Genomic DNA, 23,739 nt, shown 5'->3' with positions numbered 1-23,739 from the left:
TTGCGAGAGTTTCGTGTCCGAGAAAGCTCTTGACGACGCTCTTGGCGCGGACAGATAATCAATAACCTTTACAACGGTCTCAGTCTTGCAGTAGCAGGAGGCTGGACCGTGTTCATCATTCGACGCATCATCGTGGGTATGTTGGCGGTTGTTCTCACGCTCGCGCCCATGGTCACCGCATCAGCGGCTGGCAATTCAACCTACGGGCCCATGACCGCACCAAACCGCGTGGGTCAGCCCGCGTGGTACACATCCTCGCAGTGGAACGGAATGAGGCCCGCGCAGTACGGGACGACCGACTGGTGGATCACCGGCGCACCCGCTGACGCGACGCCTGACCTCAAGCGCCGCAGTGAGATCAAGGTCGGAGCGTCGCAGGCGGCTGCGACGCTGTCTGCGCCCGGGAAGAAGACGCAGTGGAAGGGCTGGCTCAAGCCGGTCCTTGGCCCTGCGAAGAACGACGGGAGGTCATGGCACTCCCTGGTCCAGCTGCACGGTCCCGACAAGGATGGTGGTTGGCGCTACGCCCAGGTCGCGCTCCGCGTGGAGAACGGATACTGGCGCCTGTGGGGCGACGACGGCTCCAATGTCAAAGCATGGAGCATTCCGCTCATGCCGTACGTGGACGGCTACGCAACGTACGCGATGGTGACGTACCGTGCTGGCCCAGTGCAGTCCCTTGCGTGCGTCAGCCTCGACCCTGCGGGCGTTGAGGTCGGCAAGCAGACGTGGTGTCACGACGCCGAAGCGTGGGACTCCCAGTGGGTCGTCTGGCACAGCGGGCTCTACCGCGGATCGGGTAGCAGCACGCTCCAGCCGACGTACGAGCAGCGCGTCTATATCAAGGAACCGGTGGTTACCATCTACTGACCTCAGTCCGAGGCGGCCAGGGCATCGTCCGCCGGCGTAGGTCTCGGCTTCGTCCCGGGTGACGGTATCGGCTGCATCGGCCAGTTGAACCAGCGCGTCATCCTGGTCCAATAATGCCCACGTTGGGCAATCGTTCATACGGCGACTAAACGACGAGTAGGCCTGTTCTTAGGCAAACAAAAAACCGCTCCAACACCCGACTTTCGCCGGTGGTGGAGCGGTTTTTCTTGGTGGTGCACCCCCCGGGACTCGAACCCGGAACCCATTGATTAAGAGTCAATTGCTCTGCCAGTTGAGCTAGAGGTGCATCTGTTGTTTTCGTTCTTCGCGGTCTTTTTGTTCCCGCGTTGTTCTCCGCAACGACATGAAACTCTACACGAGTTTGGGCGGAGTGTGAAATCGGGCCGGGCGCCCGCCCTGGGGGCTACTCCGGCAGCTCCAAAACCAGCACGAAATCAGGGTTCTTGTTGTTGCTGAGCACCCAGAGGCGGCCGTCCGGGGCCAGTGAAACGTTCCTAATCCTCCCGTACTCCCGTGTGAAATAGCTCACGGGATCCCCGGCGAATTCGCCGTTCAAGCGAATCGCCCACACTCTCTGGCCGCGCAGCGCCCCCAGGTAGGCCGTGTCGCCGACAATTTCCAGCCCGCTGGGGGAAGACTCCGCCGTCGACGGCCACACCACCTTCGCGTCCCGGAAGCCTTCACGGCGCGGGGCGCCCGTGACCTCCGGCCAGCCGTAGTTGCCGCCGGGGACGATCAGGTTCAGCTCGTCGTCGACGTCGGGCCCGAATTCACTTGCCCACAGCCGGCCGGCGCTGTCCCACGCGAGGCCCTGCACGTTGCGGTGGCCCAGGCTGTACACCGGGTTGTCTCCGAAGGGGTTGCCCGGCGCGGGGCGCCCCTCCGGCGTGATGCGCAGGATCTTGCCGCCGAGGGTGTTTACGTCCTGCGGCTGCTCCGTGCGCCGGGAATCGCCGGTGCCGACATAAAGGAGTCCGTCCGGTCCGAACCGGATCCGCCCGCCGTTGTGCGTGGCGGCCTTGGGAATTCCGGAGAAGATGACCTCCGAGGGGCCCAGCACCAGCGTCCCGCCCCGCTCCTCCAGTCGCATCCGCGCGATCCGGTTGTCACGCGCAGCGGTGAAGTAGGCGTACAGGTAGCGGTCGTTCGCGAAATCCGGGGACAGTGCCAGCCCCAGCAGTCCGCCTTCTCCGCCGGGTACGACGTCGGGCACCGTGCCGATCGTGCCGGCCCGTCCGTTGCGCGCTCCCGGCGCGATGGTCCGGAGCCGCGTGCTGTCGCGTTCGGAGATCACGGCGGTGCCGTCGGGCAGGAAGACCGTGGACCAGGGCAGCTGCAACTCGGCGTCGATCTTTTCGGCAAGCGTGGGCCGGTCCACGCCCGTCCGGGTCACTGCCGGCGTCGGCCCTTCCAGGCCCGGGGTGGCGGTGCCGCCGCTGGGCGGGGGAGCGGTGCCGGCGGGCACATCGGTGCCGCCCGCCGTGCAGCCGCTGAGCATGATCGCGACGGCGGCCGCCAGGCCCACCCAGACTTGTGCGCCCGCGGGCCGGCCGGCCGCGGACTGTCCGGCCGGCGGCGCGGGGTGCCGCGGATCAGCTGATTCCCGGCGCCCTGCCGGTGTCCCGGTCATCGCTGGTCCGGTGCCGGCCGGTGATTTTTCGGTTTCCCGCGCCACGGATTACTGCCGCGTCCGGCGCGGGGGCCGGAAGCCCGCGGCCTCGGCGTGTGCCGCGGACAGGAACCAGACCTCGGCGCGGGTTTCCTCGTAGGCGGGGCTGGTCTCCTCGTGGTAGATCATCGAGGAGGCGTTGCCCTTGACGGTGAAGCCCTCGGGGCCGCTGCCGTCGGCTGACGCTGCCGCCGACCCCTCGCCGTACGGCTGGTCGGCTGCGAGATGGCCGGCGGGCTCGGCCTCATGGCTGGCAGCGGTTTCGGACGCGGCGGACGACACTGCGGTTTGCCGGGCCTCAGCCTCTGCCAAAGGGGACTCGGCCGCCGTTTGCGGCGCCTGGGTTGCCTGTCCGGCATTCCCTTGGTCTCTTGCTTCCGCCATGAATCCGGCGTCCGTGGTGGAGGCGGGCTCCGAGTCGAGGACTGCCTCCGCCGCGGCCGATTCGGCACCGGGGAGGGTCGGTGCATGAGGCTCCGTGTATTCAGGGTGATGCACGGGGGCGCTTGCCGGTGCTGCTGCGGCACCGGTCGCGGCAGCAGCACCGGCGGCACCCGCAGCGGCGCCCGCGACGTGCGCACCGGCGCCGTGGACAGACTCTGGGTGAACGGCCGTATGCGGTTCGGCCGGCGGGGTCTCGGACCACTGGGTTTCCCATTCCGGGTTTTCGGCCGGCGCCTCTTCGGCAGCGGGTGTGGACGCAACGCCAGCGCCCGTTGCAGTCGCACCCGACGCCTCGGTGCCCGACACCTCCGCTGCCGCTGCCGCCGCCCGGGCCTTCAAGTGGGCCTCGACGGCCGCCCGGTCCTCAGCCTCGGCAACGGGGTCGGAGGCCGGTTCGGGTTCGGCGCCGGGTTCCGCGTGGTTAAAGCCCGCGGACGCAGGCATCCAGGCGAGTCCGGCTGCCGCCGCTGACGGGGAGGAGCCGCCGCCGGACAGGGCGCCGCGGTGACTGGGGCCGTGGTCGGCGTCGTGCAGGTGGGGAGGTGTGGAATCGTCGGTGGCGGCGGCCCCGGCCCCGGTCTTTGGACCGGCGGAGCCGGAACGGGCGCGGGAGCTGTTGCGGTTCAGCAACCACCAGACGACGGCGACAATCACCGCGATAACGACGAGCCAGATGATCCAATCCATAGCAGAGCCCTTCTGTCCATAAGGCAAGGTTGCCGTTGCTTGACGGTACGTCCGCCTCAAGGGGGCTGTCCACCCTTCAAGCCGCCCGCCCTGTAGCCTCTGTTCATGGATTTCAAGAGACTGCGGATTCTCCGGGAACTGGCCGACCGCGGCACGGTCGGGGCCACGGCCGAGGCCATGAGGGTGACGCCCTCGGCGGTCTCGCAGCAGCTCAAGACCCTGCAGGACGAACTGGGGGTGGTCCTGGTGGAGAAGTCGGGCCGGGGCGTGCGCCTCACCGAGGCCGGACTCGCGATGGCGGGGGCAGCCGCCGAGGTGTCCACGGCCATGGCCCGTGCGGAGGCCACCATCGATACCTACCGGCGCGGCTGGCAGACCCACGTCAAGGCCGCATTCTTCCCGAGCGCCGCCGAGATGTTCCTACCCGGCCTCCTGCACCGCGTGAAGGCCATCGACGGCCTGCGCTTCCAAGCGCACTTCGAGGATCCCAACGTGGCCGGCTTCGCGGGCTTGACGGCCGACTACGACATTGTGCTGGCCCACAGTGTCGACGGACCCGATGTCTTTGCCCGGCTGGGGCTGACGGTGGTGCCGCTCCTGGACGAACCCCTCGACGTCGCCATCCCCGAAGGCCACGTGCTGGCCGGCAAGGAGACGCTGCGGGCGGAAGACGTGACCGGGTACCCCTGGATGGGGGTGCCCGAGGGGTTCCCGTTCGACACGGTGCTCCGTCAGATCGAAGTGCAGGCCGATTCCCCGGCCCTCCGCGCCCAGCTGTTCCCGGACCTGCGGGTCCTCGAGGCGCTCGTCAGCGCCGGGCACGGGCTCAGCCTGCTGCCGCGGTACACGGCCCTGAAGAACCAGGGGAGGGGCTTCGTGCTGCGCCCGCTGGCCGGGGTCAAGGCCAGCCGCAGCATCGTTGCCCTCGCGCGCCCGGACGTCGCGGCCCGGACCACCATCCAGCAGGTCCTCACCCTGCTCAAGGCCGAGGCGCAGTCCGTCGCCGAGGCGCCGGAACTGCGTGACGCCGCTCACCTCAACTGAGACATGAGCAGGCCTCACCCGGGCTCAGTCGGAGATTTGAGCCGCAGGAGTCCATCAGGTGAGACGCAAGTCCACTATTTGGTCGCAACATTCCCGGTTTTCCGCTTAATGCGCGAATCCGGGTCGTTGCGCCCTGCGGCGGAGCCCTAGACTTTGACCCATGAGTGAGGACACCCAAACAGCGACAGTCACCCAACCGGACATCAAGCCCCGCAGCCGGGTCGTCACCGATGGAATTCACGCCGCGCCCGCGCGCGGGATGTTCCGGGCGGTCGGCATGGGCGACGACGACTTCGCCAAGCCGCAGATCGGCGTCGCGAGCTCCTGGAATGAAATCACTCCCTGCAACCTCTCCCTGAACCGGCTCGCCCAGGGCGCCAAGGAAGGCGTGCACGCCGGCGGCGGATTCCCCATGCAGTTCGGCACCATCTCCGTCTCGGACGGCATCTCCATGGGCCACGAGGGCATGCACTTTTCCCTGGTGTCCCGCGAAGTCATCGCCGACTCCGTTGAAACCGTGATGCAGGCAGAGCGCATCGACGGCTCCGTGCTCCTGGCCGGCTGCGACAAGTCGCTGCCGGGCATGCTGATGGCCGCCGCCCGCCTCGACCTCGCGAGCGTCTTCCTCTACGCCGGCTCCATCATGCCCGGCTGGGTCAAGCTGGAGGACGGCTCCGAAAAGGAAGTCACCCTCATCGACGCCTTCGAGGCGGTGGGTGCCTGCGCCGCCGGCAAGATGAGCATGGAGGACCTGACCCGCATCGAAAAGGCGATCTGCCCGGGCGAAGGCGCCTGCGGCGGCATGTACACCGCCAACACGATGGCCTGCATCGGCGAGGCGCTGGGCATGTCCCTGCCCGGCTCGGCCGCGCCGCCCTCGGCCGACCGCCGCCGCGACGACTTCGCCCGCAAGTCCGGCGAGGCCGTGGTCAACCTCCTGCGTAAGGGCATCACCGCCCGCGACATCATGACCAAGAAAGCGTTCGAAAACGCGATCGCCGTGACCATGGCCTTCGGCGGCTCGACGAACGCCGTGCTGCACCTGCTCGCCATCGCCCGCGAGGCGGAGGTGGAGCTCACCCTGGACGACTTCAACCGCATCGGCGACAAGATCCCGCACCTGGGTGACCTCAAGCCGTTCGGCCGCTACGTCATGACCGACGTCGACAAGATCGGCGGCGTTCCGGTCATCATGCGGGCACTGCTCGACGCCGGCCTGCTGCACGGCGACTGCCTCACCGTCACCGGCAAGACCGTCGCGGAGAACCTCGCAGCGATCAACCCGCCGGACCTGGACGGCAAGATCCTCCGCGCCATGGATAACCCCATCCACAAGACCGGCGGCATCACCATCCTGCACGGCACCATGGCTCCCGAGGGGGCCGTCGTGAAGAGCGCCGGCTTCGACGCCGACGTCTTCGAGGGAACCGCCCGCGTCTTCGAGCGCGAGCAGGGAGCTCTGGACGCGCTCGACAACGGCCGGATCAAGGCCGGCGACGTCGTCGTCATCCGCTACGAAGGCCCCAAGGGCGGGCCGGGCATGCGCGAAATGCTCGCCATCACCGGCGCCATCAAGGGAGCGGGCCTGGGCAAGGACGTGCTGCTGCTGACCGACGGGCGCTTCTCCGGCGGAACCACCGGCCTCTGCATCGGCCACGTCGCCCCGGAAGCCGTCGACGGCGGCCCCATCGCCTTCGTCAAGGACGGCGACCGGATCCGCGTGGACATCGCCGCCCGCTCCTTCGACCTCCTGGTCGACGAGGCGGAGCTCGAAGCCCGCAAGGTCGGCTGGGAGCCGCTGCCGGCCAAGTTCACCAAGGGTGTCCTCGCAAAATACGCCAAGCTCGTCCACAGCGCCTCCACGGGCGCCTACTGCGGGTGATGCGCGCTGAACCCAACTAGCTCGCAGTTGAGGCCGTTTTGAGCGGTCATAGCGGCCTTAACTGCGAGCCGGTTGGGACGGCGTTCAACCAGTGGACAACGAAGTCCAGATAGTGAGACAGGGCGCAGGCTCGTTGACACGTGTCTTACTAAGAGGGAAAACTGAACGCATGATCGCATTCGTCACCGCTGGCGTCACTGCAGGCGTCTCCGTCGTACTTACCAAGCGCGTGGCTCCATAGCCGCAACCGGTAACGAACCGTCACGCGCAAACCCCTCGAAGAGCCGTCAGGCTGAGGGGTTTTTTTATTTCCGCACCACCGGTAACACCAGCATCATGCAGCACCAGCAGTTCCACGATCACCGAAGATCCAACCGTAGATCCACAAAGGAAGAGTCCGATGAGCAAAGGATCGCCGATCAGCCCCTCGCTGATGGCCACTAAGTCCGCTGGAGCCCACAAGGCTTCTGAACGCGTCGAACGCCCGGCCGACGCCGGCGTCGACACTGCTGCCGTCTCTCCTGTCCTTGGACCGAACAACGTCGTACCCCCGACGGTGATGACCGGTTCACAAGCAATTGTCCGCTCGCTCGAAGAACTCGGCGTGGACGATATTTTTGGTTTGCCCGGTGGCGCGATCCTGCCCACCTATGACCCCTTGATGGCTTCCCGAATGAACCACATTCTGGTCCGTCACGAACAGGGAGCCGGCCACGCCGCGCAAGGCTACGCCATGGTCACCGGACGGGTGGGCGTCTGCATCGCCACATCCGGCCCGGGTGCCACCAACCTCGTTACCGCCATCATGGATGCCCACATGGACTCCGTGCCGATGGTCGCCATCACCGGCCAGGTCTCCAGCGGAGTCATCGGCACCGATGCCTTCCAGGAAGCGGACATCGTCGGCATCACCATGCCGATCACCAAGCACTCCTTCCTGGTGACCGACCCCAACGACATCCCGCACGTGATGGCCGAGGCATTCCACCTGGCCTCGACCGGGCGCCCGGGTCCGGTCCTGGTGGACGTCGCCAAGGACGCCCAGCAGGGTCAGATGACCTTCTCCTGGCCGCCCAAGATCGACCTGCCCGGCTACCACCCGGTGCTCCGCGGCCACAACAAGCAGGTCCGCGAAGCGGCCCGGCTCATCGCGGCGGCCAGCAAGCCCGTGCTCTACGTGGGCGGCGGCGTGGTCAAGGCGCACGCCTCCGCGGAACTGCTGGAGCTCGCGGAACTCTCCGGCGCCCCCGTGGTCACCACCCTGATGGCCCGCGGCGTCTTCCCGGACTCGCACCCGCAGCACGTCGGCATGCCGGGCATGCACGGCACCGTCTCCGCCGTGACCGCCCTGCAGCAGTCCGACCTGCTCATCACGCTGGGCGCCCGCTTCGATGACCGGGTGACCGGCGTTCTGAAGACCTTCGCGCCGAACGCCAAGGTCATCCACGCGGACATCGACCCGGCCGAAATCTCCAAGAACCGCACCGCCGACGTCCCGATCGTGGGCTCGGTCAAGGAGATCATTCCGGAACTCAGCGAGGCACTGCGCACCCTGTTCGCCGTCTCCGGCGCCCCGGACTACACCAACTGGTGGGCCTTCCTGAACAACCTCAAGGAAACCTACCCGCTGGGCTGGACCGAACCGGACGACGGGCTCAGCGCCCCGCAGCGTGTGATCGAACGCATCGGCGCCCTTACCGGCCCCGAAGGCGTGTACGTCGCCGGCGTGGGACAGCACCAGATGTGGGCCTCACAGTTCATCAAGTACGAGCGCCCGCACGCCTGGCTGAACTCCGGCGGCGCCGGCACCATGGGCTACGCCGTGCCGGCCGCGATGGGCGCCAAGGTGGGCAACCCGGACCGCGTGGTGTGGGCCATCGACGGCGACGGCTGCTTCCAGATGACCAACCAGGAACTGGCCACCTGTGCGATCAACAACATCCCGATCAAGGTCGCCATCATCAACAACTCCTCGCTGGGCATGGTGCGGCAGTGGCAGACCCTCTTCTACGAGGGCCGCTACTCCAACACCGACCTCAACACCGGCCACGACACCGTCCGGATCCCGGACTTCGTGAAGCTGGCCGACGCCTACGGCTGCGCGTCCTTCCGCTGCGACCGCGACGAGGACATCGACGCCACCATCCAGAAGGCCCTGGCAATCAACGACCGCCCGGTGGTCATTGACTTCGTCGTGAGCCCCAACTCCATGGTGTGGCCGATGGTCCCCGCCGGAGTCAGCAACGACCAGATCCAGGTTGCCCGCAACATGACCCCGGAATGGGAAGAGGAGGACTGAACATGACCCGCCACACACTGTCCGTTCTGGTCGAAGACAAGCCCGGTGTGCTGACCCGCGTCGCCAGCCTCTTCGCCCGCCGGGCCTTCAACATCAACTCCCTGGCCGTCGGCCCCACCGAGGTCCCGGGCATGTCCCGGATGACCGTCGTCGTCGACGCCGACGGTGAGCTCATCGAACAGATCACCAAACAGCTGAACAAGCTGGTCAACGTGATCAAGATCGTTGAACTCACCTCCGAATCTTCCGTACAGCGTGACCACATCCTGGTCAAGGTACGTGCGGATGCCGCTACACGGCTGCAGGTCACCCAGGCTGCAGACCTGTTCCGCGCAGCAGTGGTCGACGTCTCCACAGAGTCGGTGGTCATTGAGGCAACGGGCCACCCGGAAAAGCTCACGGCACTGCTCTCAGTGCTGGAGCCTTTCGGCATCCGCGAAATCGTGCAGTCCGGCACCTTGGCCGTTGGGCGGGGATCCCGCTCCATGAGCGACAGGGCTCTGCGCAGCGCTTAAGGCACAGTCCCTGAGCATCAAGCAGCTCCTGCCGCAGCACCACACCACAAAAGTTTCACAGACAAGCACCACCCAAGAATCCACTCAAAGGAGACACCCCAGTGACTGAAATGTTCTACGACGACGACGCCGACCTGTCGATCATCCAGGGCCGCACTGTCGCCGTCATCGGTTACGGCTCCCAGGGCCACGCCCACGCCCTCAGCCTGCGCGATTCCGGTGTTGACGTCCGCGTCGGCCTGAAGGCCGACTCGAAGTCCCGCGCCAAGGCCGAAGCCGAGGGCCTGCGCGTCCTCGACGTCGCCGCCGCAGTCGCCGAAGCCGACCTGATCATGGTCCTCACCCCGGACCAGGTCCAGCGCCACGTGTACGCCGAGGACATCGCCCCGAACCTGCAGGCCGGCGACGCCCTGTTCTTCGGCCACGGCTTCAACATCCGCTATGGCTACATCCAGCCGCCGGCAGATGTTGACGTCGCCCTCGTTGCCCCGAAGGGCCCGGGCCACATCGTCCGCCGCGAGTTCGAGGCCGGCCGCGGTGTGCCGGACCTGATCGCCGTCGAGCAGAACCCGTCCGGCAAGGCCCGGGAACTGGCTCTGTCCTACGCCAAGGCGATCGGCGGCACCCGTGCGGGCGTCATCGAGACCACTTTCACCGAAGAGACCGAAACGGACCTCTTCGGCGAGCAGGCTGTCCTCTGCGGCGGCGCCTCCCAGCTGATCCAGTACGGCTTCGAGGTCCTCACCGAAGCCGGCTACAAGCCCGAGGTGGCCTACTTCGAGGTGCTGCACGAGCTCAAGCTCATCGTGGACCTGATGGTTGAAGGCGGCATCGCCAAGCAGCGCTGGAGCGTCTCCGACACCGCGGAGTACGGCGACTACGTCTCCGGCCCGCGCGTGATCACCCCGGACGTGAAGGAAAACATGAAGGCTGTCCTGGCGGACATCCAGGACGGCACCTTCGCCAAGCGCTTCATCGACGACCAGGACGCCGGCGCCCCCGAGTTCAAGGCGCTGCGCAAGAAGGGTGAAGACCACCCGATCGAGGCCACCGGCCGCGAACTGCGCAAGCTGTTCTCCTGGATCAAGAACGAAGACGACTACACCGAAGGCTCAGTGGCCCGCTAGGCACTGACCGGCAGGGGAGCCGGACACCAACTCTGGGGTCCGGCTTCCCTGCTGTGAAGCACCACCCGCACCACCCGTTTCACCAAAATCCCCACCTGATATACAAGAGAGCTAAAGAGGTCACCGGTGACAAGCACCAAACCTGTAGTACTCCTCGCTGAGGAACTTTCGCCCGCCACGATCGACGCCCTTGGCCCGGACTTTGAAGTCCGGCAGACCGACGGCGCGGACCGTTCCCAGCTGCTCTCTGCGATCGCCGACGTCGACGCGATCCTGGTCCGTTCCGCCACCCAGGTGGACGCCGAAGCCATCGCCGCCGCCAAGAAGCTCAAGGTGATCGCCCGCGCAGGCGTCGGCCTCGACAACGTCGACATCAAGGCCGCCACGCAGGCCGGTGTCATGGTGGTGAACGCCCCGACGTCGAACATCGTCTCCGCCGCCGAACTCACCGTCGGCCACATCCTCAGCCTCGCCCGCCACATCCCGCAGGCATCCGCCGCGCTCAAGGACGGCGAGTGGAAGCGCTCCAAGTACACCGGCATCGAACTCTTCGAGAAGAAGATCGGCATCATCGGCCTGGGCCGGATCGGCGCCCTCGTCGCCGCCCGCCTGAAGGGCTTCGACACCAAGATCCTCGCCTACGATCCCTACATCACCTCGGCCCGCGCCGCCCAGCTCGGTGTGCAGCTGGTGACCTTTGACGAGCTGCTGGCGCAGTCCGACTTCATCAGCATCCACATGCCCAAAACGCCGGAGACCGTCGGCATGCTGGGCGCCGAGTCCTTCAAGAAGATGAAGAGCACCGCGTACGTCGTGAACGTCGCCCGCGGCGGCCTGGTCGACGAGGAGGCCCTCTACGCGGCGCTCGAGGCCGGCGAAATCGCCGGAGCCGGCGTGGACGTCTTCGTCAAGGAACCCAGCACCGACCTGCCGTTCTTCAAGATGGACAACGTGGTGGTCACCCCGCACCTGGGCGCGTCCACCGACGAAGCGCAGGAAAAGGCCGGTGTCTCCGTGGCCAGGTCCGTCCGCCTCGCCCTCGCCGGGGAACTGGTTCCCGACGCCGTCAACGTGGCCGGCGGCGTGATCGCCCCGGACGTCCGGCCCGGCATCGCGCTCGTGGAAAAGCTGGGCCGCATCTTCACCGCGATGACGCACGCCTCGCTCACCCAGTTCGACGTCGAGGTCGCCGGTGAAATCTCCTCGCTGGACGTCAAGGTGCTCGAACTCGCGGCGCTCAAGGGCATCTTCGCCGACGTCGTGACCGAGCAGGTCTCCTACGTCAATGCGCCCGTGATCGCCGAGCAGCGCGGCATCAACGTCCGCCTGATCACGACGCCGGACACCGAGTCGTACCGCAACGTCCTGACCCTGCGCGGCGCCCTCAGCGACGGTTCGCAGATCTCCGTGGCCGGAACCCTGACCGGACCCAAGCAGGTCCAGAAGCTCGTCGGGATCAACGGCTTCGAGGTGGAGATCCCCATCAGCGAACACCTGGTGGTGGTGGCCTACGCGGACCGCCCCGGCGTGATCGGCACCATCGGCCACATCCTGGGCATGAACAACATCAACATCGCCGGCATGCAGGTTGCGCGGCAGGACGAGGGCGGCCAGGTGCTCGCCCTGCTGACCATCGACAGCTCCGTTCCGCAGCAGGTCCTGGAGGCCATCAAGGCCGGAATCGGCGCTGACATGGTGCGCGAGGTGGATCTCGAGGACTGATGTCTTCACCGTGGATGCCGGCGGCGGCTCGGGCCGCCGCCGGTGTCCGCGAACACATGGCTGGTCTGCGTACAATGGCTACGTCCGATTTTCGGATCCGGCCGGCAGCCCGGCCTTTACTTTTGCACACCCGGCAGGGGACGCCTTCACTTCCGCTTTGGAATGAACAGCGGTGTGCGCACGCAATCCAGCTTTCAGGAGCCCAATGAACGCCGTCCAGAGGTTCATCAGAAGCCGAGTGCTTTTGCTGACCGCGTCCATTTTGATCGTGGCCATGTGCCTTTCGGTCCTCGTTCAGGGTCAGTCACAGGCCGCCCTGAACCGGACCGTTGACCAGAATTCGCGGGGGCTCTACGACGTCCTTGTCCAGGCCAAGACCGACGACAACGGCGGGCTCATGCAGCCGGAAATCGCCGCCGGCCAGGGCGGCATCAGCTTCGAGCAGCTGGACGCCCTCCGGAAACTCTCCGGAACCTCCGTGGCGGCGCCCATCAGCCTCGTCTCCCGCGTCACCCAGGACCTCGAGTCCCCCCGCCTGGAGGCCACCGACTACCTCGGCTACCAGGCCGGACTCGCCGGCACCGCCGGGGACCCCACCGCCACGGACCCGAGCAAATGGCCTGCCGCCGAGTCGGTCCTGTCCGACACACCGAAGACCTACCGGCTGACCGCCAGCGCCGTCAGCTCCGACGGACACTCCGAGCAGACCCTGTTCAAGACCACGGCCGAAGGATCCCTCGGCAAGGCCCGCATCATCGAAGAGGAGGTGGCCGGCGGCAAGAACGTCCGCATCGCGGGCCCCGAGGGGGAGACCGGCATCAAGTTCCCGGCCCCCGCCGGCGGCTCCGAGCACAACCTCTTCAACCTCTCCGTCTCCTTGCCCCTCGCCCCGCAGGTGACGGAATCCGTCGTCGCCGTCGACCCCGTCTCCGAGCGCGCCCTCCTCGGCAGCGCCGGCGACTTCCTCGCCCCGCTCGAAAAAGCGCCGCCCGCCGACGCCCGCAACGCCGGAGCGATCGGCCGCCACTTCGAAAGCCTCTTCACCACCGGCATCAGCATGGACGAACTGAAGGAAGGCCCCGATTTCCTCGGCGTCAAGCTCAAGTACTGGGCGCCGCTGATGAGCCAGTACCAGCAGGCCAAGCGCAACGGCCAGCTGACCGAGGACTCCCAGGCGATTCCGCTGATTGTCCGCTCCGGCACATCCCTTGACCTCAAGTACTCGGTCAAGATCGAGGAAATCGACGCCTCCGGCAACGTCACCAAGGAAGTCGGCACCGCGACGCGGTCGCTGGACAAGGACTATCTCCCGTTCGTCTCCAAGTCCCCGTTCTCCCTGGCCTGGCCCGGGTCCAAGGACCTCACGCCGCTGCTGGGCGACACCGCCAGCTTCGGCCAGGGCCTCTACAACCCCGCGACGTGGAGCACCGACTTCGCGTCCGCCCCGAAGTACACCGACGGCGAGACCGCAGGCAACGGCGCCGTGGACAAGAGCGCCACCCCCGGCGACTGGGTCACCGTGAACCGCCTCCCGGAGAAATCCGCCAGCGGCGACCCCGTGGACCAGACCCAGCGCAAGCCCGTCGACGAGCGCTCCTACCGCACTAACCTCGAGACCGGCAAGAAGCTCGCCACGCCGCTCGCCATGGTCTACGGCACGTTCGACGCCGAGAAGGTCAAAGAAGCGGCCGGCGACGTCAACCGCCTGCCCCTGGGCGGCTACGACCCCACCCCGTTCACGCTCACCAAGGACGCCTCCGGCAAGGACGTCGAGAACACCGAGCTCAAGCCCTCGCTCAGCGCCACGGGCCTGGCCAGCCAGTCCGCCGGCGCCATCACCGACTTCTACGGCCTCGCCGCAGCCCGCGGCTACGAGGACAACGCCGCCGTGATCGACGCCGTGCGCATCCGCGCCAAGGCGCCCGGCAGCTGGAAAGAAGCCCAGCCCGAGGTGGAGAAGCTAGCCAACGAGATCCGCGACATGGGCCTGGAAGCGACCATTGTTGCCGGCTCCGCCCGTGAGGACGCCAGCATCTTCGTCCCCGGCTATTCCAAGGACGACGCCGGCAAGGAAACCCCGCTCGGCACCGTCCAGCAGTCGTGGGTCCGCCAGGACGCCGCTGACGCCGTTTCCGGCTCCCTCACCTCCACCAACCTGACCCTGCTCTTCCTCACCCTCATCGGTGCGGCCCTGCTGACCGGCGCCTCGACCGTGAGCTACGTCCGGAAACGCCGCACCGAGGCCGGTACCCTGCGCGCCATGGGTTGGACCCAGCGCCGCATCCGGTCCTGGGTGCTCGCCGAATTCGGCGTCGGCGCCGCCCTGCTGGCCGTCGCCGGAATTGTCCTGAGCCTTGTCAGTTGGAACCCGGCCACGGCGATCGTGTCCGCCTCCGTGCTGGTGCTCTACGCCGCGGCGGCCTTCTTCGCCGCCCAGCAGCTGCGCCACCGCGAGGTAGTGGACCAGGAACCGCAGCACGATGAGCGCCTCATCGCGGTGGACTCCCCGCTGACCTTCGCCAACCGGCAGTTGAGCACCAACAAGTTCAACACCCTCTCCCTGGCGGTCGCCGTCGGCGTGTTCGCCGCAGCGGTCGGCGGCATGGTCGCGCTCCTGATCGACATTCCCCGGGCCGCCGGCGCCAGCGCGCTCAGCGGGCTGGCCGCCAGCAGTATCGCGCTGCCAAGCATCATCCTCGGGCTGTCCGGCGTCGCCGTCGGCCTCCTGCTGACCATGGTCACCGGCCGCTTCGAGCTGCAGGCCAAGCGCCAGTACCTCGGCACGCTGCAGGCCATGGGCTGGAACCCGGACATGCTGGGCCAGGTCCGCCTCTTCGAAAATGCCATGGTGGGGACGGTCGCGCTGCCGCTGGGTATCCTCGGCGCCCTCGGCGTTGGCCTCCTCCTCGCCCCCTATGCCGCGCTCTGGGCCGCTATCGCCGGGCTCGTGGCTGTACTTTGCTGGATTCCGATTGCAACGAAAGTGGTCCGATGAACAACGACCTGAACCTTGACCGTGAGGCTCACGAGCGGATGACGGCAAGCACCCGCCGCGGTGCCCACCAGACCCGCGCCAACACGATCGTGAAGGCCGCCGACCACGCCACGCCGCTGGAGCTCAGCAACATCACCATCCACTACGGCGGCGGAAAGGGCGGCGCAGAAGCCGTCAACGTTGTCGACGACTTCAACATGACCCTGCACGCCGGCGAGATGCACTGCGTCGCCGGCCGCTCCGGCTCGGGCAAGACCAGCATCCTGACGGTCGGCGCGGGCCTGACCCTGCCGACGTCGGGCCGGGTGTTCTGGGAGGGCGATTCCCTCGAGACCATGGGCGACGACGAAATCGCCGACCGCCGCCGGGCCCTGATCGGCTACGTTGACCAGGGCGGCGCCCTGATCGACGGGATGAGCGCGCTGGAGAACGTGCTCCTTCCCGCCGTGCCCGACGGCGAGGTGGACAAGCGCCGCGACATGGCCAAGGACCTCCTGGACCTCGTGGGCCTGGGCCGGCGCATGCGCCACCGCCCGGCCCAGCTCTCCGGCGGTGAACGCCAGCGCGTGGCCATCGCCCGGGCCCTGATCCTGGGCACCCGCGTGCTGGTGGTCGACGAGCCCACCGCCAGCCTGGACCGGTCCTCGGCCAACCGCATCATCAGCATCCTCAAGGACACCACCTCGGACGGAATCGCCGTCCTGGTGGCGTCACATGACCACGAACTGGTCCGCCAGAGCGATACCCTCACCGAACTGATCTAGGTTAAAACTGTGACCGCTTCCGAAAAAACCCCGTTCTACATCACCACGGCCATCAGCTACCCCAACGGCGTGCCGCACATCGGCCACGCCTACGAGGTCATCGCCACCGACGCGATGGCGCGCTTCAAGCGCCTGGACGGCTTCGACGTCTTCTTTATGACCGGCACGGACGAGCACGGCCTGAAGATGCAGCAGACGGCGGAAAAGGAAGGCATCCCGGTCAAAGAACTCGCCGACCGCAACTCGGCCGCCTTCCGGCAGATGAGCGATGACCTCGGCATCTCCCTGAGCCGCTTCATCCGCACCACCGACCCGGACCACTATGAGGCCGCCAAGGCGCTCTGGCAGCGGATGGAAGCCAACGGGGACATCTACCTCTCCAAGTACGCCGGCTGGTACTCGGTCCGCGACGAGCGCTATTTCGTCGAGGACGAGACCGAGGTGCAGGCCGACGGCCTCCGCTACGCGTCGGAGACCGGCACCGAGGTGACCTGGACCGAGGAGGAGAGCTACTTCTTCAAGCTTTCTTCCTACCAGGACCGGCTGCTGGCCCTCTACGCGGACCACCCGTCCTTCGGCGCCCCGCACAACCGCTTCAACGAGGTGGTGAGCTTCGTCAAGGGCGGCCTCGAGGACCTGTCGATCAGCCGCACCTCCTTCGACTGGGGCGTTCCCGTCCCGGGCAACCCGGAGCACGTCATGTACGTCTGGGTGGACGCGCTGACCAACTACCTGACCGGCGTCGGCTTCCCCCACACCGACTCCGAGCTGTTCCGGAAGTATTGGCCCGCGGACGTCCACGTGATCGGCAAGGACATCTCCCGCTTCCACGCCGTCTACTGGCCCGCATTCCTGATGTCCGCCGGGCTGGAACTGCCCAAGCGCGTCATGATCCACGGCTTCCTGCACAACCAGGGCGTCAAGATGTCCAAGTCGTTGGGCAACGTGGTGGCACCGGCCGACTGGGTGGCCCAGTACGGCCTGGACCAGGTGCGCTTCTTCCTGCTCCGCGAAGTCCCCTTCGGCGCGGACGGCTCCTACAGCCACGACGCCGTCGTGGGCCGGATGAACGCCGACCTCGCCAACAACTTCGGCAACCTCGCCCAGCGTTCGCTGTCCATGGTGGCGAAGAACTGCGACGGCGCCGTACCCGTCCCCGGCGGCTTCACCGCCGAGGACGCCGCGCTGCTGGGCCAGGCCAGCGGATTGCTGGACATCTCCCGGGCCGCGTTCGAAAAGCAGGAGTTCAGCCGCGCCCTCGAGGCCATCTGGAATGTCCTGGGCGACACCAACGCCTACTTCGCCGAGCAGGCCCCGTGGGTGCTGCGGAAGACCGACGTCGAACGCATGAACACCGTCCTCTACGTGACCCTCGAGGTGCTCCGCATCGTCGCCATCCTCGCCCAGCCGGTCATGCCGGCGGCGACGGCGGCCATTCTGGACACGCTGGGCCAGCCGGAGGGGGAGGCCCGCGAGTTCGCCGCCCTGGCCGCGCCGATCGTGGCCGGAACCCCGTTGCCCGCCCCGTCCCCGGTCTTCCCGAAGTACGAGGAGCCTGCCGAGGCCTGACCGCCGCCAGACGCTCCCGCAGATCCCGCGGCCTTTCGAGTGACGCTCCCGCACCTCCGACTTGAAGGAGCGGGAGCGTTTCGCTTTTGCCCGTCTGAAGTGCGGCAGCGTCGGAGTGGTGTTCGAATAGTGAGACAACTTGACCAGCATGTGGATCACTTGGCTACGCTGAAAACATGAGCGCATCCACCATTGATCTGGCCGTCATTCCCGGCGACGGCATCGGCCCCGAGGTCACCGCCGAGGCCGTGAAGGTCCTCGAGAAGGCCGCCGCCGCCGAGGGCATTGTGTTGCAGCAGACCCACTACAAGCTGGGCGCGCAGCACTGGCTCGAAACGGGGGAGACCCTGCCGGAGGAAACCCTCGCCGATCTCCGCACCCGTGACGCCATCCTCTTCGGCGCCGTCGGCGCGGCCCCGGGCGACACCCGCATCCCCTCCGGCATCATCGAGCGTGAGCTGCTGCTCAAGCTGCGCTTCAGCCTGGACCACTTCGTCAACCTGCGCCCGTCCCGGCTGTACCCGGGCGTCGCCAGCCCGCTCGCCAACCCCGGCGACATCGATTTCATCGTGGTCCGCGAGGGCACCGAGGGCCCCTACGTCGGCAACGGCGGGACGCTGCGCCCCGGCACCCCGCACGAGGTCGCCACCGAGGTCTCGCTCAACACCGCCCACGGCGTGGAGCGCGTGGTCCGCGACGCCTTCCGCCGGGCCAACGACCGCCCGCGTAAGAAGCTGACCCTCGTCCACAAACACAACGTCCTGGTCTTCGCCGGCCACCTCTGGAAGCGGACCGTGGAGGCCGTGGCCCAGGAGTTCCCGGACGTCACCCATGACTACCTGCACATCGACGCCGCCACGATCTTTATGGTCACGGACCCGGCGCGCTTCGACGTGATCGTCACGGACAACCTCTTCGGCGACATCATCACCGACCTCGCCGCGGCCGTCACCGGCGGCATCGGCCTGGCCGCCTCGGGAAACATCAACATGGAACGCACCGCGCCGTCCATGTTCGAACCCGTCCACGGTTCGGCTCCGGACATTGCCGGTCAGCAAAAGGCTGACCCGACGGCGGCCATCCTCTCCGCAGCCCTGCTGCTGGACCACCTGGGCTACGGCGCCGCCGCCCGCAAGATCGAGGCGGCCGTCGTCGCCGACGTCGCGGCCCGCGGCGCTGCAGCTCCGGACGCCGCAGCCCGCAGCACCAGCGCGATCGGTGACGCCATCGCCGCCGCCCTGTAAGCGCCACGAGGCACCGGGCCGGCGGCCCCGTCAACGGGCGTAAGCTTGTTTCGAATCACCAATATGCTGCCGTGGTCCGACGATGAACCACGTTCACACACCAGGCAGCCGACCGTGGAGGAACCATGACTCAGACTGCCCATGGCGTCGAATTCACCCAGCAGCCCTCGGCAACCCCGAAGTCCGCTGAAGAACGTGCTGCCATCCTGGCGAACCCGGGTTTCGGCAACTATTTCACCGACCACACCGCGATCGTCGACTACAGCGTCGACGCCGAGGGCAAGGGCGGCTGGCACGATGCACGGGTGGAGGCCTACGGCCCCATCTCCCTGGACCCCTCCGCCGCCGTGCTGCACTACGGCCAGGAAATCTTCGAGGGGCTCAAGGCCTACCGCCACGCCGACGGCTCCATCTGGACCTTCAGGCCGGAGGCCAACGCCGCCCGCCTGAACAAGTCGGCCCGCCGCCTGGCCCTCCCCGAACTCCCCGAAGAATACTTCCTGGGCGCCATCCGCGAGCTCGTTTCCGCGGACAAGGAATGGGTCCCCTCCGGCGACGGCGAAGCCCTCTACCTGCGTCCGTTCATGATCGCCACCGAGGCCTTCCTCGGCGTCCGCGCTGCCCGTGAAGTGTCCTTCCGCGTCATCGCCTCCCCGGCCGGCAACTACTTCGGCGGGGAACTCAAGCCCGTCTCCATCTGGATCTCCCGCGAATACGCCCGCGCCGGCCGTGGCGGAACCGGCGCCGCGAAGTGCGGCGGCAACTACGCCGCGTCCCTGATCGCGCAGCAGGAAGCCGAGGCCCACGGCTGCAAGCAGGTCCTCTTCCTGGACCAGTTCAATGACAACGCCGTGGAAGAGCTCGGCGGCATGAACGTGTTCTTCGTGATGAAGGACGGCTCCCTGGTCACCCCCGCGCTGAGCGGCACCATCTTGGAAGGCATCACCCGGATGTCCGTCATCCAGGTGGCCAAGGACATGGGCCGCGAGGTCACCGAACGCAAGATCACGCTGGATGAATGGCGCGACGGTGTGGCCTCCGGCGAGATCGCCGAGGTCTTCGCCTGCGGCACCGCCGCCGTGATCACCCCCATCGGTGTGCTCAAGGACGACACCGAATTCATCGGCTCCGAGGACGCGAAGGCGGGGGAGACCACCATGGCCATCCGCGAGCAGCTCCTGGGCATCCAGACCGGCGCCGTCGAGGACACCCACGGCTGGCTGGCCCGCCTCGCCTAAGCGGTAGCGCCTCACCTGCAGGCAGCGTTCGACGGCGGCCCCCACCTTCCGGCGCGGGGCCGCCGTCGTTGTTAAACGGAGTGCCACTGGCCAGGCGGCGGCCGGCCGGAAGCCACTAGCCACGTCCCGGACGCGGGGGCACAATATGGCGCATGACTGGACTTATTCAGGTTCTGGGTGTCATTTTCGGAATCTTGCTGATCCTCGTGGGGATCCTTGAGTCCTTCTTCTTCCGGGACCAGCACTTCCACCGGCTGTTCCTCATCAAGCCGGAGGACACGGAAACCGTGCGGATGTGGGTCTTCAACCTGGGGTTCTACAACATGATCTGGGGTGTGGGCGCGATCGTCGGCGCCGTCATGTTGACCGGCGATCAACCCGCAGCCGGCGAGGCGCTGCTGCTGTTCACGTGTCTTGGCCACGTCCTGCTGGGCATCATCTTGGTCCTGTCCGAGCGGCGGCTGTGGGCGAGCGCCATCGCAGAGGCGCTGCTGCCGGCCGTCATTGCTGTGCTTCTGCTTGTATGACGGGCCAGTCCGGAACAGGTGCCGGTGGGGCAGGAGTGATCTATGCTGGGTGCATTCACGCGGGACCGGCAGTACGAGTTGAATCATTGGGGGACCTGATATGTATATTGGCTCGAAGACCCTCAGCCGGCGGAACTTCCTGTACGCGGGTGCCTTCGGTGCCGTGGCCACCTTGGCTTCCGGAAGCGCTGCAAGCGGCGAAACCCAGACCTACCCGTTTACGCCGAACACCGCCCTCGTTGATGCTTTTGTCGCCCGACGCGGCGGCGCAATCGGGACCGGCGGCAAAGCGGCCATCGCCTTCCGCTGTGACCACCACCTGAACAAATTTGAAACCAGGCTCCTTCCCCTCCACCAGAAGTACGGCATTCCGGTGACCATTGCTGCCCTGTCGCAGATGTTCCGGGTGGAAACCGGGGCCAACGGCAGCAACAACCTGTCGTTCCCCCGCCTCCAGGCGCTGGCTCTTGCCAACGGCCTGGAAATCGCCAATCACGGCGCCACCCACACCGACGCGGACACCCCCCAGCGTCTTCGGGAAGAAATCGTGTATTCACGCAACGCCCTAACGGCAGCCATGCCTAAGCTGCCCGTTGAGCTGTTCGTCCCGCCGGGCGTTGGCGGAACGCAGTACCTCGGCTTCGCAGGTGGAAAAACCAAGTATTCCTTCCAGAAGTACCTCGCGGGCAGACTGATTACCCAGCAACACGCATTGTCCACCGGCTATGTTCCCGGCTATTGGCCGATGACGGGGAATCCGCTGGACAGCATGGGCAACGTGCATATCGGCCTCGACAACGCGGACTACGCGCGCCGCGGGCCGGACTTCGTCGCGGCCGCTCGGAAACTGGGGAGAGGGGTGTGCTTCATGTACCACCCCAGCCTTGTGGACGACACGGACTTGCAGGCCATCGAGGGCTTCTTCGCCTGGTGCGCCCGGGAACGCGACGCGGGCCGGCTGGAAATTCTCACGACCGGCGGCCTGATGATGGCAAGCTTTTCGACGTCGTCGCGCCATGACCTTATGTCCGCGGGGGCCAGTTTCGTTGCCGGATGGAACGGGTGGAACGGGGCTGCCGCTAACTGGGCCCGGCGCACGGACGCAGGGGTCTCCTACGCACGGCGCGGCTCCTTGTCCCTGGCCCTGTTCAAAGACGTTCCGGTCGGCGTCCACGCCGGCTCGGCCAGGCAGCTTCGCGTCTCGATGCGCTCGACTACGGGGGTGCGGGTCAAAGTGGAGGTTCTTGACCCCGCCTACCCGGCATCATTCTCTGCTGCCAAGACCATCACGTTGCCGCCCGCGGCCGGCTTCCAACAGGTGCACCAATACGTCATCCTGCCGTTGACCGGAACTCCGCGGGTCCGGGTACGCATCACGCCCGTCTCCGGCGGGGAACTCCACGTGCAGGAACCCCGGCTGCTGGCTGCATAGCTGCCGGTACCGCCTTGCCGGTTCTGCTGCTCGTATGACGCCGGCACTGCATCCCGTCCGGTTCGGTGGGAAGATGGAATGGTGATCCCGGATGACCCCCGCGCCATGGTGCGCAGCACAGAGCTGACCCGCTTCAGGCTGGCCCCCAACCCGGGGCCGATGAGCCTGCATGGGACCAACTCCTACGTCATCGCCGCCCCCGGCGCGGCCGGCACCGTCGTGGTCGATCCCGGACCGCTGGACGAGCCGCACCTGCAGGAGCTGGCCGGGGCCGGGACTGTTGAACTCATCCTGATCACGCACCGGCACGCGGACCACACGGCCGCCGCCGCCAGGTTCGCTGAGCTCACCGGCGCACCCGTGCGCGCCAAGGACCCGGCCCATTGCCACGGCGGAGCACCCCTCGCCGACGGCGAAGTCATCCACGCCGCCGGCACGGAAATCAGGGTCGTGGCCACCCCGGGCCACACCTCGGACTCGGTCTGCTTCCACCTGCCCGACGACGGCGCCCGCGGCTCGGTCCTCACCGGCGACACCATCCTGGGCCTCGGCACCACGGTCCTGGACTACCCCGACGGCACGCTGGGGGACTACCTCGCCTCCCTGGACCGGCTGGAACAGCTGGGCGCCGCCACCGTCCTCCCGGCCCACGGGCCCATGCTGCCGGCACTGGACACGATCGTCCGCGCCTACCGGGACCACCGCGAGGACCGCCTCGCGCAGATCCGCACCGCCCTGGACGGCCTGGGCGCCGGCGCCGAGGTGACCGAAGTGGCCGACGCCGTGTACGCCGCCGTCGACCCCGCCGTCCGGCCCGCGGCGGAACTGTCCGTCGCCGCCCAGCTGCACTACCTGCGCACGGACAGCGGCACCGCCTAACCGTCCGGAGACGGTACGCTTGGAGCCATGCGCATCGCCCGGTTTGTAGTCGATTCTGATCCCCTCTACGGCATTGTTGAAGGTGAGCCCGGCAGTGAGATAGTCACTGTCATCAACGGCGACCCCTTCTTCCAAGGCGTGGAACGAACCGCCGTGCGGCACAAGCTCGAGGACGTACGCCTGCTCGCCCCAATCATCCCGCGCAGCAAGGTCATCGGCGTCGGCCGCAACTTCGTGGAACACGCCAAGGAACTCGGCAACGACGTCCCGGCCCAGCCGCTGCTGTTCCTGAAGCCCAACACCTCCGTGATTGGGCCCAACGATCCGATCATCCTGCCGGAATTCTCCGAGGAAGTGTCCTTCGAGGCCGAGCTCTGCGTCGTCATTGGCCGGATTTGCAAGGACGTCCCGGAGGAGCGCGTCGACGACGTCGTCTTCGGCTACACCTGCGGCAACGACCTCACCGCCCGCGACGTCCAGAAGACCGACCTGCAGTGGGCCCGGGCCAAGGGCTTCGACACCTCCGCGCCGCTGGGGCCGTGGATCGAGACCGAGCTGAACACCGAGGACCTGCAGATCCAGGGCCGCCTCAACGGCGAATTGCGCCAGGACGGCAGCACCAGCCAGATGATCCGCGGCGTCCGGGAACTCGTCTCGATCGTCTCGCAGGCCTTCACCCTCCTGCCCGGCGACGTCATCATGACCGGCACCCCGGCCGGCGTCGGACTCGTTGAGGCCGGCGACCGCTTCGAGGTGGAGATCGAAGGCATCGGCCGGCTCTCCAACCCGGTGGTCCGCCGCTAGCGGGGCC

18 protein-coding genes and 1 tRNA gene are annotated in these 23,739 nt (G+C 67.2%); 16 read left to right on the top strand and 3 right to left on the bottom strand.

The features are described from left to right. Nucleotides 1-270: 270 nt before the first annotated feature. Nucleotides 271-870 carry a hypothetical protein gene (locus AC6EUH_RS07610; RefSeq protein WP_156367486.1) on the top strand — a complete coding sequence of 200 codons (600 nt, stop codon included), beginning with the start codon at nucleotides 271-273 and terminating at the stop codon, nucleotides 868-870. A gap of 231 nt (nucleotides 871-1,101) precedes the next feature. Here AC6EUH_RS07610 and AC6EUH_RS07605 read toward each other — a convergent pair. From AC6EUH_RS07605 to AC6EUH_RS07595, 3 genes are all read right to left on the bottom strand, one after another. After that, a tRNA-Lys gene (locus tag AC6EUH_RS07605) sits at nucleotides 1,102-1,177 on the bottom strand. Nucleotides 1,178-1,294: 117 nt separating this feature from the next. Continuing rightward, complete coding sequence (locus tag AC6EUH_RS07600; RefSeq protein ID WP_499738319.1) at nucleotides 1,295-2,389, bottom strand: PQQ-dependent sugar dehydrogenase; 1,095 nt, start codon at nucleotides 2,387-2,389, stop codon at nucleotides 1,295-1,297. A gap of 180 nt (nucleotides 2,390-2,569) precedes the next feature. Next, nucleotides 2,570-3,691, bottom strand: coding sequence for a sunset domain-containing protein (locus AC6EUH_RS07595; protein WP_499738269.1), 1,122 nt, complete (start codon nucleotides 3,689-3,691; stop codon nucleotides 2,570-2,572). A 105-nt stretch (nucleotides 3,692-3,796) separates the two neighbouring features. Between AC6EUH_RS07595 and AC6EUH_RS07590 the strand changes: the two genes are divergently transcribed. The 15 genes from AC6EUH_RS07590 to AC6EUH_RS07520 all read left to right on the top strand — a co-directional run bounded on the left by AC6EUH_RS07590 (nucleotide 3,797) and on the right by AC6EUH_RS07520 (nucleotide 23,732). After that, the gene (locus AC6EUH_RS07590; protein WP_056426327.1) at nucleotides 3,797-4,735 is read left to right on the top strand and encodes a LysR family transcriptional regulator; all 939 of its coding nucleotides are present in this window, start codon (nucleotides 3,797-3,799) and stop codon (nucleotides 4,733-4,735) included. 160 nt (nucleotides 4,736-4,895) lie between these two features. Next, a complete protein-coding gene (ilvD, locus tag AC6EUH_RS07585; protein ID WP_499738268.1) occupies nucleotides 4,896-6,617 on the top strand; it encodes a dihydroxy-acid dehydratase in 1,722 nt (573 codons plus the stop codon). Nucleotides 6,618-7,017: 400 nt separating this feature from the next. Next, a complete protein-coding gene (locus AC6EUH_RS07580) occupies nucleotides 7,018-8,916 on the top strand; it encodes an acetolactate synthase large subunit (RefSeq protein WP_499738267.1) in 1,899 nt (632 codons plus the stop codon). A 2-nt stretch (nucleotides 8,917-8,918) separates the two neighbouring features. Next, complete coding sequence (ilvN, locus tag AC6EUH_RS07575; protein WP_056426337.1) at nucleotides 8,919-9,431, top strand: acetolactate synthase small subunit; 513 nt, start codon at nucleotides 8,919-8,921, stop codon at nucleotides 9,429-9,431. A 101-nt stretch (nucleotides 9,432-9,532) separates the two neighbouring features. Next, nucleotides 9,533-10,558, top strand: coding sequence for a ketol-acid reductoisomerase (gene ilvC / locus AC6EUH_RS07570; protein ID WP_144670864.1), 1,026 nt, complete (start codon nucleotides 9,533-9,535; stop codon nucleotides 10,556-10,558). A gap of 126 nt (nucleotides 10,559-10,684) precedes the next feature. Beyond that, on the top strand, nucleotides 10,685-12,280 hold the full coding sequence (gene serA / locus AC6EUH_RS07565; RefSeq protein ID WP_056426343.1) for a phosphoglycerate dehydrogenase: 1,596 nt from the start codon (nucleotides 10,685-10,687) through the stop codon (nucleotides 12,278-12,280). A gap of 205 nt (nucleotides 12,281-12,485) precedes the next feature. Then, nucleotides 12,486-15,275, top strand: coding sequence for an ABC transporter permease (locus AC6EUH_RS07560; RefSeq protein ID WP_499738266.1), 2,790 nt, complete (start codon nucleotides 12,486-12,488; stop codon nucleotides 15,273-15,275). After that, the gene (locus AC6EUH_RS07555; protein WP_499738265.1) at nucleotides 15,272-16,039 is read left to right on the top strand and encodes an ABC transporter ATP-binding protein; all 768 of its coding nucleotides are present in this window, start codon (nucleotides 15,272-15,274) and stop codon (nucleotides 16,037-16,039) included. The genes AC6EUH_RS07560 and AC6EUH_RS07555 overlap by 4 nt, the downstream gene beginning before the upstream one ends. A gap of 9 nt (nucleotides 16,040-16,048) precedes the next feature. Continuing rightward, a complete protein-coding gene (gene metG / locus AC6EUH_RS07550) occupies nucleotides 16,049-17,608 on the top strand; it encodes a methionine--tRNA ligase (protein WP_499738264.1) in 1,560 nt (519 codons plus the stop codon). A 176-nt stretch (nucleotides 17,609-17,784) separates the two neighbouring features. Next, nucleotides 17,785-18,852, top strand: coding sequence for a 3-isopropylmalate dehydrogenase (locus AC6EUH_RS07545; protein WP_499738263.1), 1,068 nt, complete (start codon nucleotides 17,785-17,787; stop codon nucleotides 18,850-18,852). A gap of 125 nt (nucleotides 18,853-18,977) precedes the next feature. Then, nucleotides 18,978-20,090, top strand: coding sequence for a branched-chain amino acid aminotransferase (locus AC6EUH_RS07540; protein ID WP_499738262.1), 1,113 nt, complete (start codon nucleotides 18,978-18,980; stop codon nucleotides 20,088-20,090). Between the two features lie 152 nt (nucleotides 20,091-20,242). Beyond that, entirely contained in the window at nucleotides 20,243-20,617 is a 375-nt protein-coding gene (locus AC6EUH_RS07535) for a DUF1304 family protein (RefSeq protein WP_499738261.1), read from the top strand. Nucleotides 20,618-20,717: 100 nt separating this feature from the next. After that, entirely contained in the window at nucleotides 20,718-22,049 is a 1,332-nt protein-coding gene (locus AC6EUH_RS07530) for a polysaccharide deacetylase family protein (RefSeq protein ID WP_499738260.1), read from the top strand. A 78-nt stretch (nucleotides 22,050-22,127) separates the two neighbouring features. After that, nucleotides 22,128-22,928, top strand: a complete 801-nt coding sequence (locus tag AC6EUH_RS07525; RefSeq protein WP_499738259.1) for an MBL fold metallo-hydrolase — start codon at nucleotides 22,128-22,130, stop codon at nucleotides 22,926-22,928. Between the two features lie 27 nt (nucleotides 22,929-22,955). Continuing rightward, nucleotides 22,956-23,732 carry a fumarylacetoacetate hydrolase family protein gene (locus AC6EUH_RS07520; protein ID WP_499738258.1) on the top strand — a complete coding sequence of 259 codons (777 nt, stop codon included), beginning with the start codon at nucleotides 22,956-22,958 and terminating at the stop codon, nucleotides 23,730-23,732. The last annotated feature ends 7 nt before the right edge of the window (nucleotides 23,733-23,739 follow it).

The sequence above is a fragment of the Arthrobacter sp. 001422645 genome (assembly GCF_059816125.1).
Note: the sequence above shows the minus strand (reverse complement) of the source record. Positions and strands in the feature narration are given on the sequence as shown.

What these genes read in the sequence shown, in the direction of transcription:
- AC6EUH_RS07545 (WP_499738263.1), top strand. Translation starts at nt 17,785, where the DNA reads ATGAGCGCATCCACCATTGATCTGGCCGTCATTCCCGGCGACGGCATC.
- ilvD (WP_499738268.1), top strand. Translation starts at nt 4,896, where the DNA reads ATGAGTGAGGACACCCAAACAGCGACAGTCACCCAACCGGACATCAAG.
- AC6EUH_RS07610 (WP_156367486.1), top strand. Translation starts at nt 271, where the DNA reads ATGAGGCCCGCGCAGTACGGGACGACCGACTGGTGGATCACCGGCGCA.
- AC6EUH_RS07525 (WP_499738259.1), top strand. Translation starts at nt 22,128, where the DNA reads ATGGTGATCCCGGATGACCCCCGCGCCATGGTGCGCAGCACAGAGCTG.
- ilvN (WP_056426337.1), top strand. Translation starts at nt 8,919, where the DNA reads ATGACCCGCCACACACTGTCCGTTCTGGTCGAAGACAAGCCCGGTGTG.
- AC6EUH_RS07600 (WP_499738319.1), bottom strand. Translation starts at nt 2,389, where the DNA reads ATGCTCAGCGGCTGCACGGCGGGCGGCACCGATGTGCCCGCCGGCACC.
- AC6EUH_RS07580 (WP_499738267.1), top strand. Translation starts at nt 7,018, where the DNA reads ATGAGCAAAGGATCGCCGATCAGCCCCTCGCTGATGGCCACTAAGTCC.
- AC6EUH_RS07590 (WP_056426327.1), top strand. Translation starts at nt 3,797, where the DNA reads ATGGATTTCAAGAGACTGCGGATTCTCCGGGAACTGGCCGACCGCGGC.
- AC6EUH_RS07595 (WP_499738269.1), bottom strand. Translation starts at nt 3,691, where the DNA reads ATGGATTGGATCATCTGGCTCGTCGTTATCGCGGTGATTGTCGCCGTC.
- AC6EUH_RS07530 (WP_499738260.1), top strand. Translation starts at nt 20,718, where the DNA reads ATGTATATTGGCTCGAAGACCCTCAGCCGGCGGAACTTCCTGTACGCG.
- AC6EUH_RS07535 (WP_499738261.1), top strand. Translation starts at nt 20,243, where the DNA reads ATGACTGGACTTATTCAGGTTCTGGGTGTCATTTTCGGAATCTTGCTG.
- AC6EUH_RS07540 (WP_499738262.1), top strand. Translation starts at nt 18,978, where the DNA reads ATGACTCAGACTGCCCATGGCGTCGAATTCACCCAGCAGCCCTCGGCA.
- AC6EUH_RS07555 (WP_499738265.1), top strand. Translation starts at nt 15,272, where the DNA reads ATGAACAACGACCTGAACCTTGACCGTGAGGCTCACGAGCGGATGACG.
- AC6EUH_RS07520 (WP_499738258.1), top strand. Translation starts at nt 22,956, where the DNA reads ATGCGCATCGCCCGGTTTGTAGTCGATTCTGATCCCCTCTACGGCATT.
- AC6EUH_RS07560 (WP_499738266.1), top strand. Translation starts at nt 12,486, where the DNA reads ATGAACGCCGTCCAGAGGTTCATCAGAAGCCGAGTGCTTTTGCTGACC.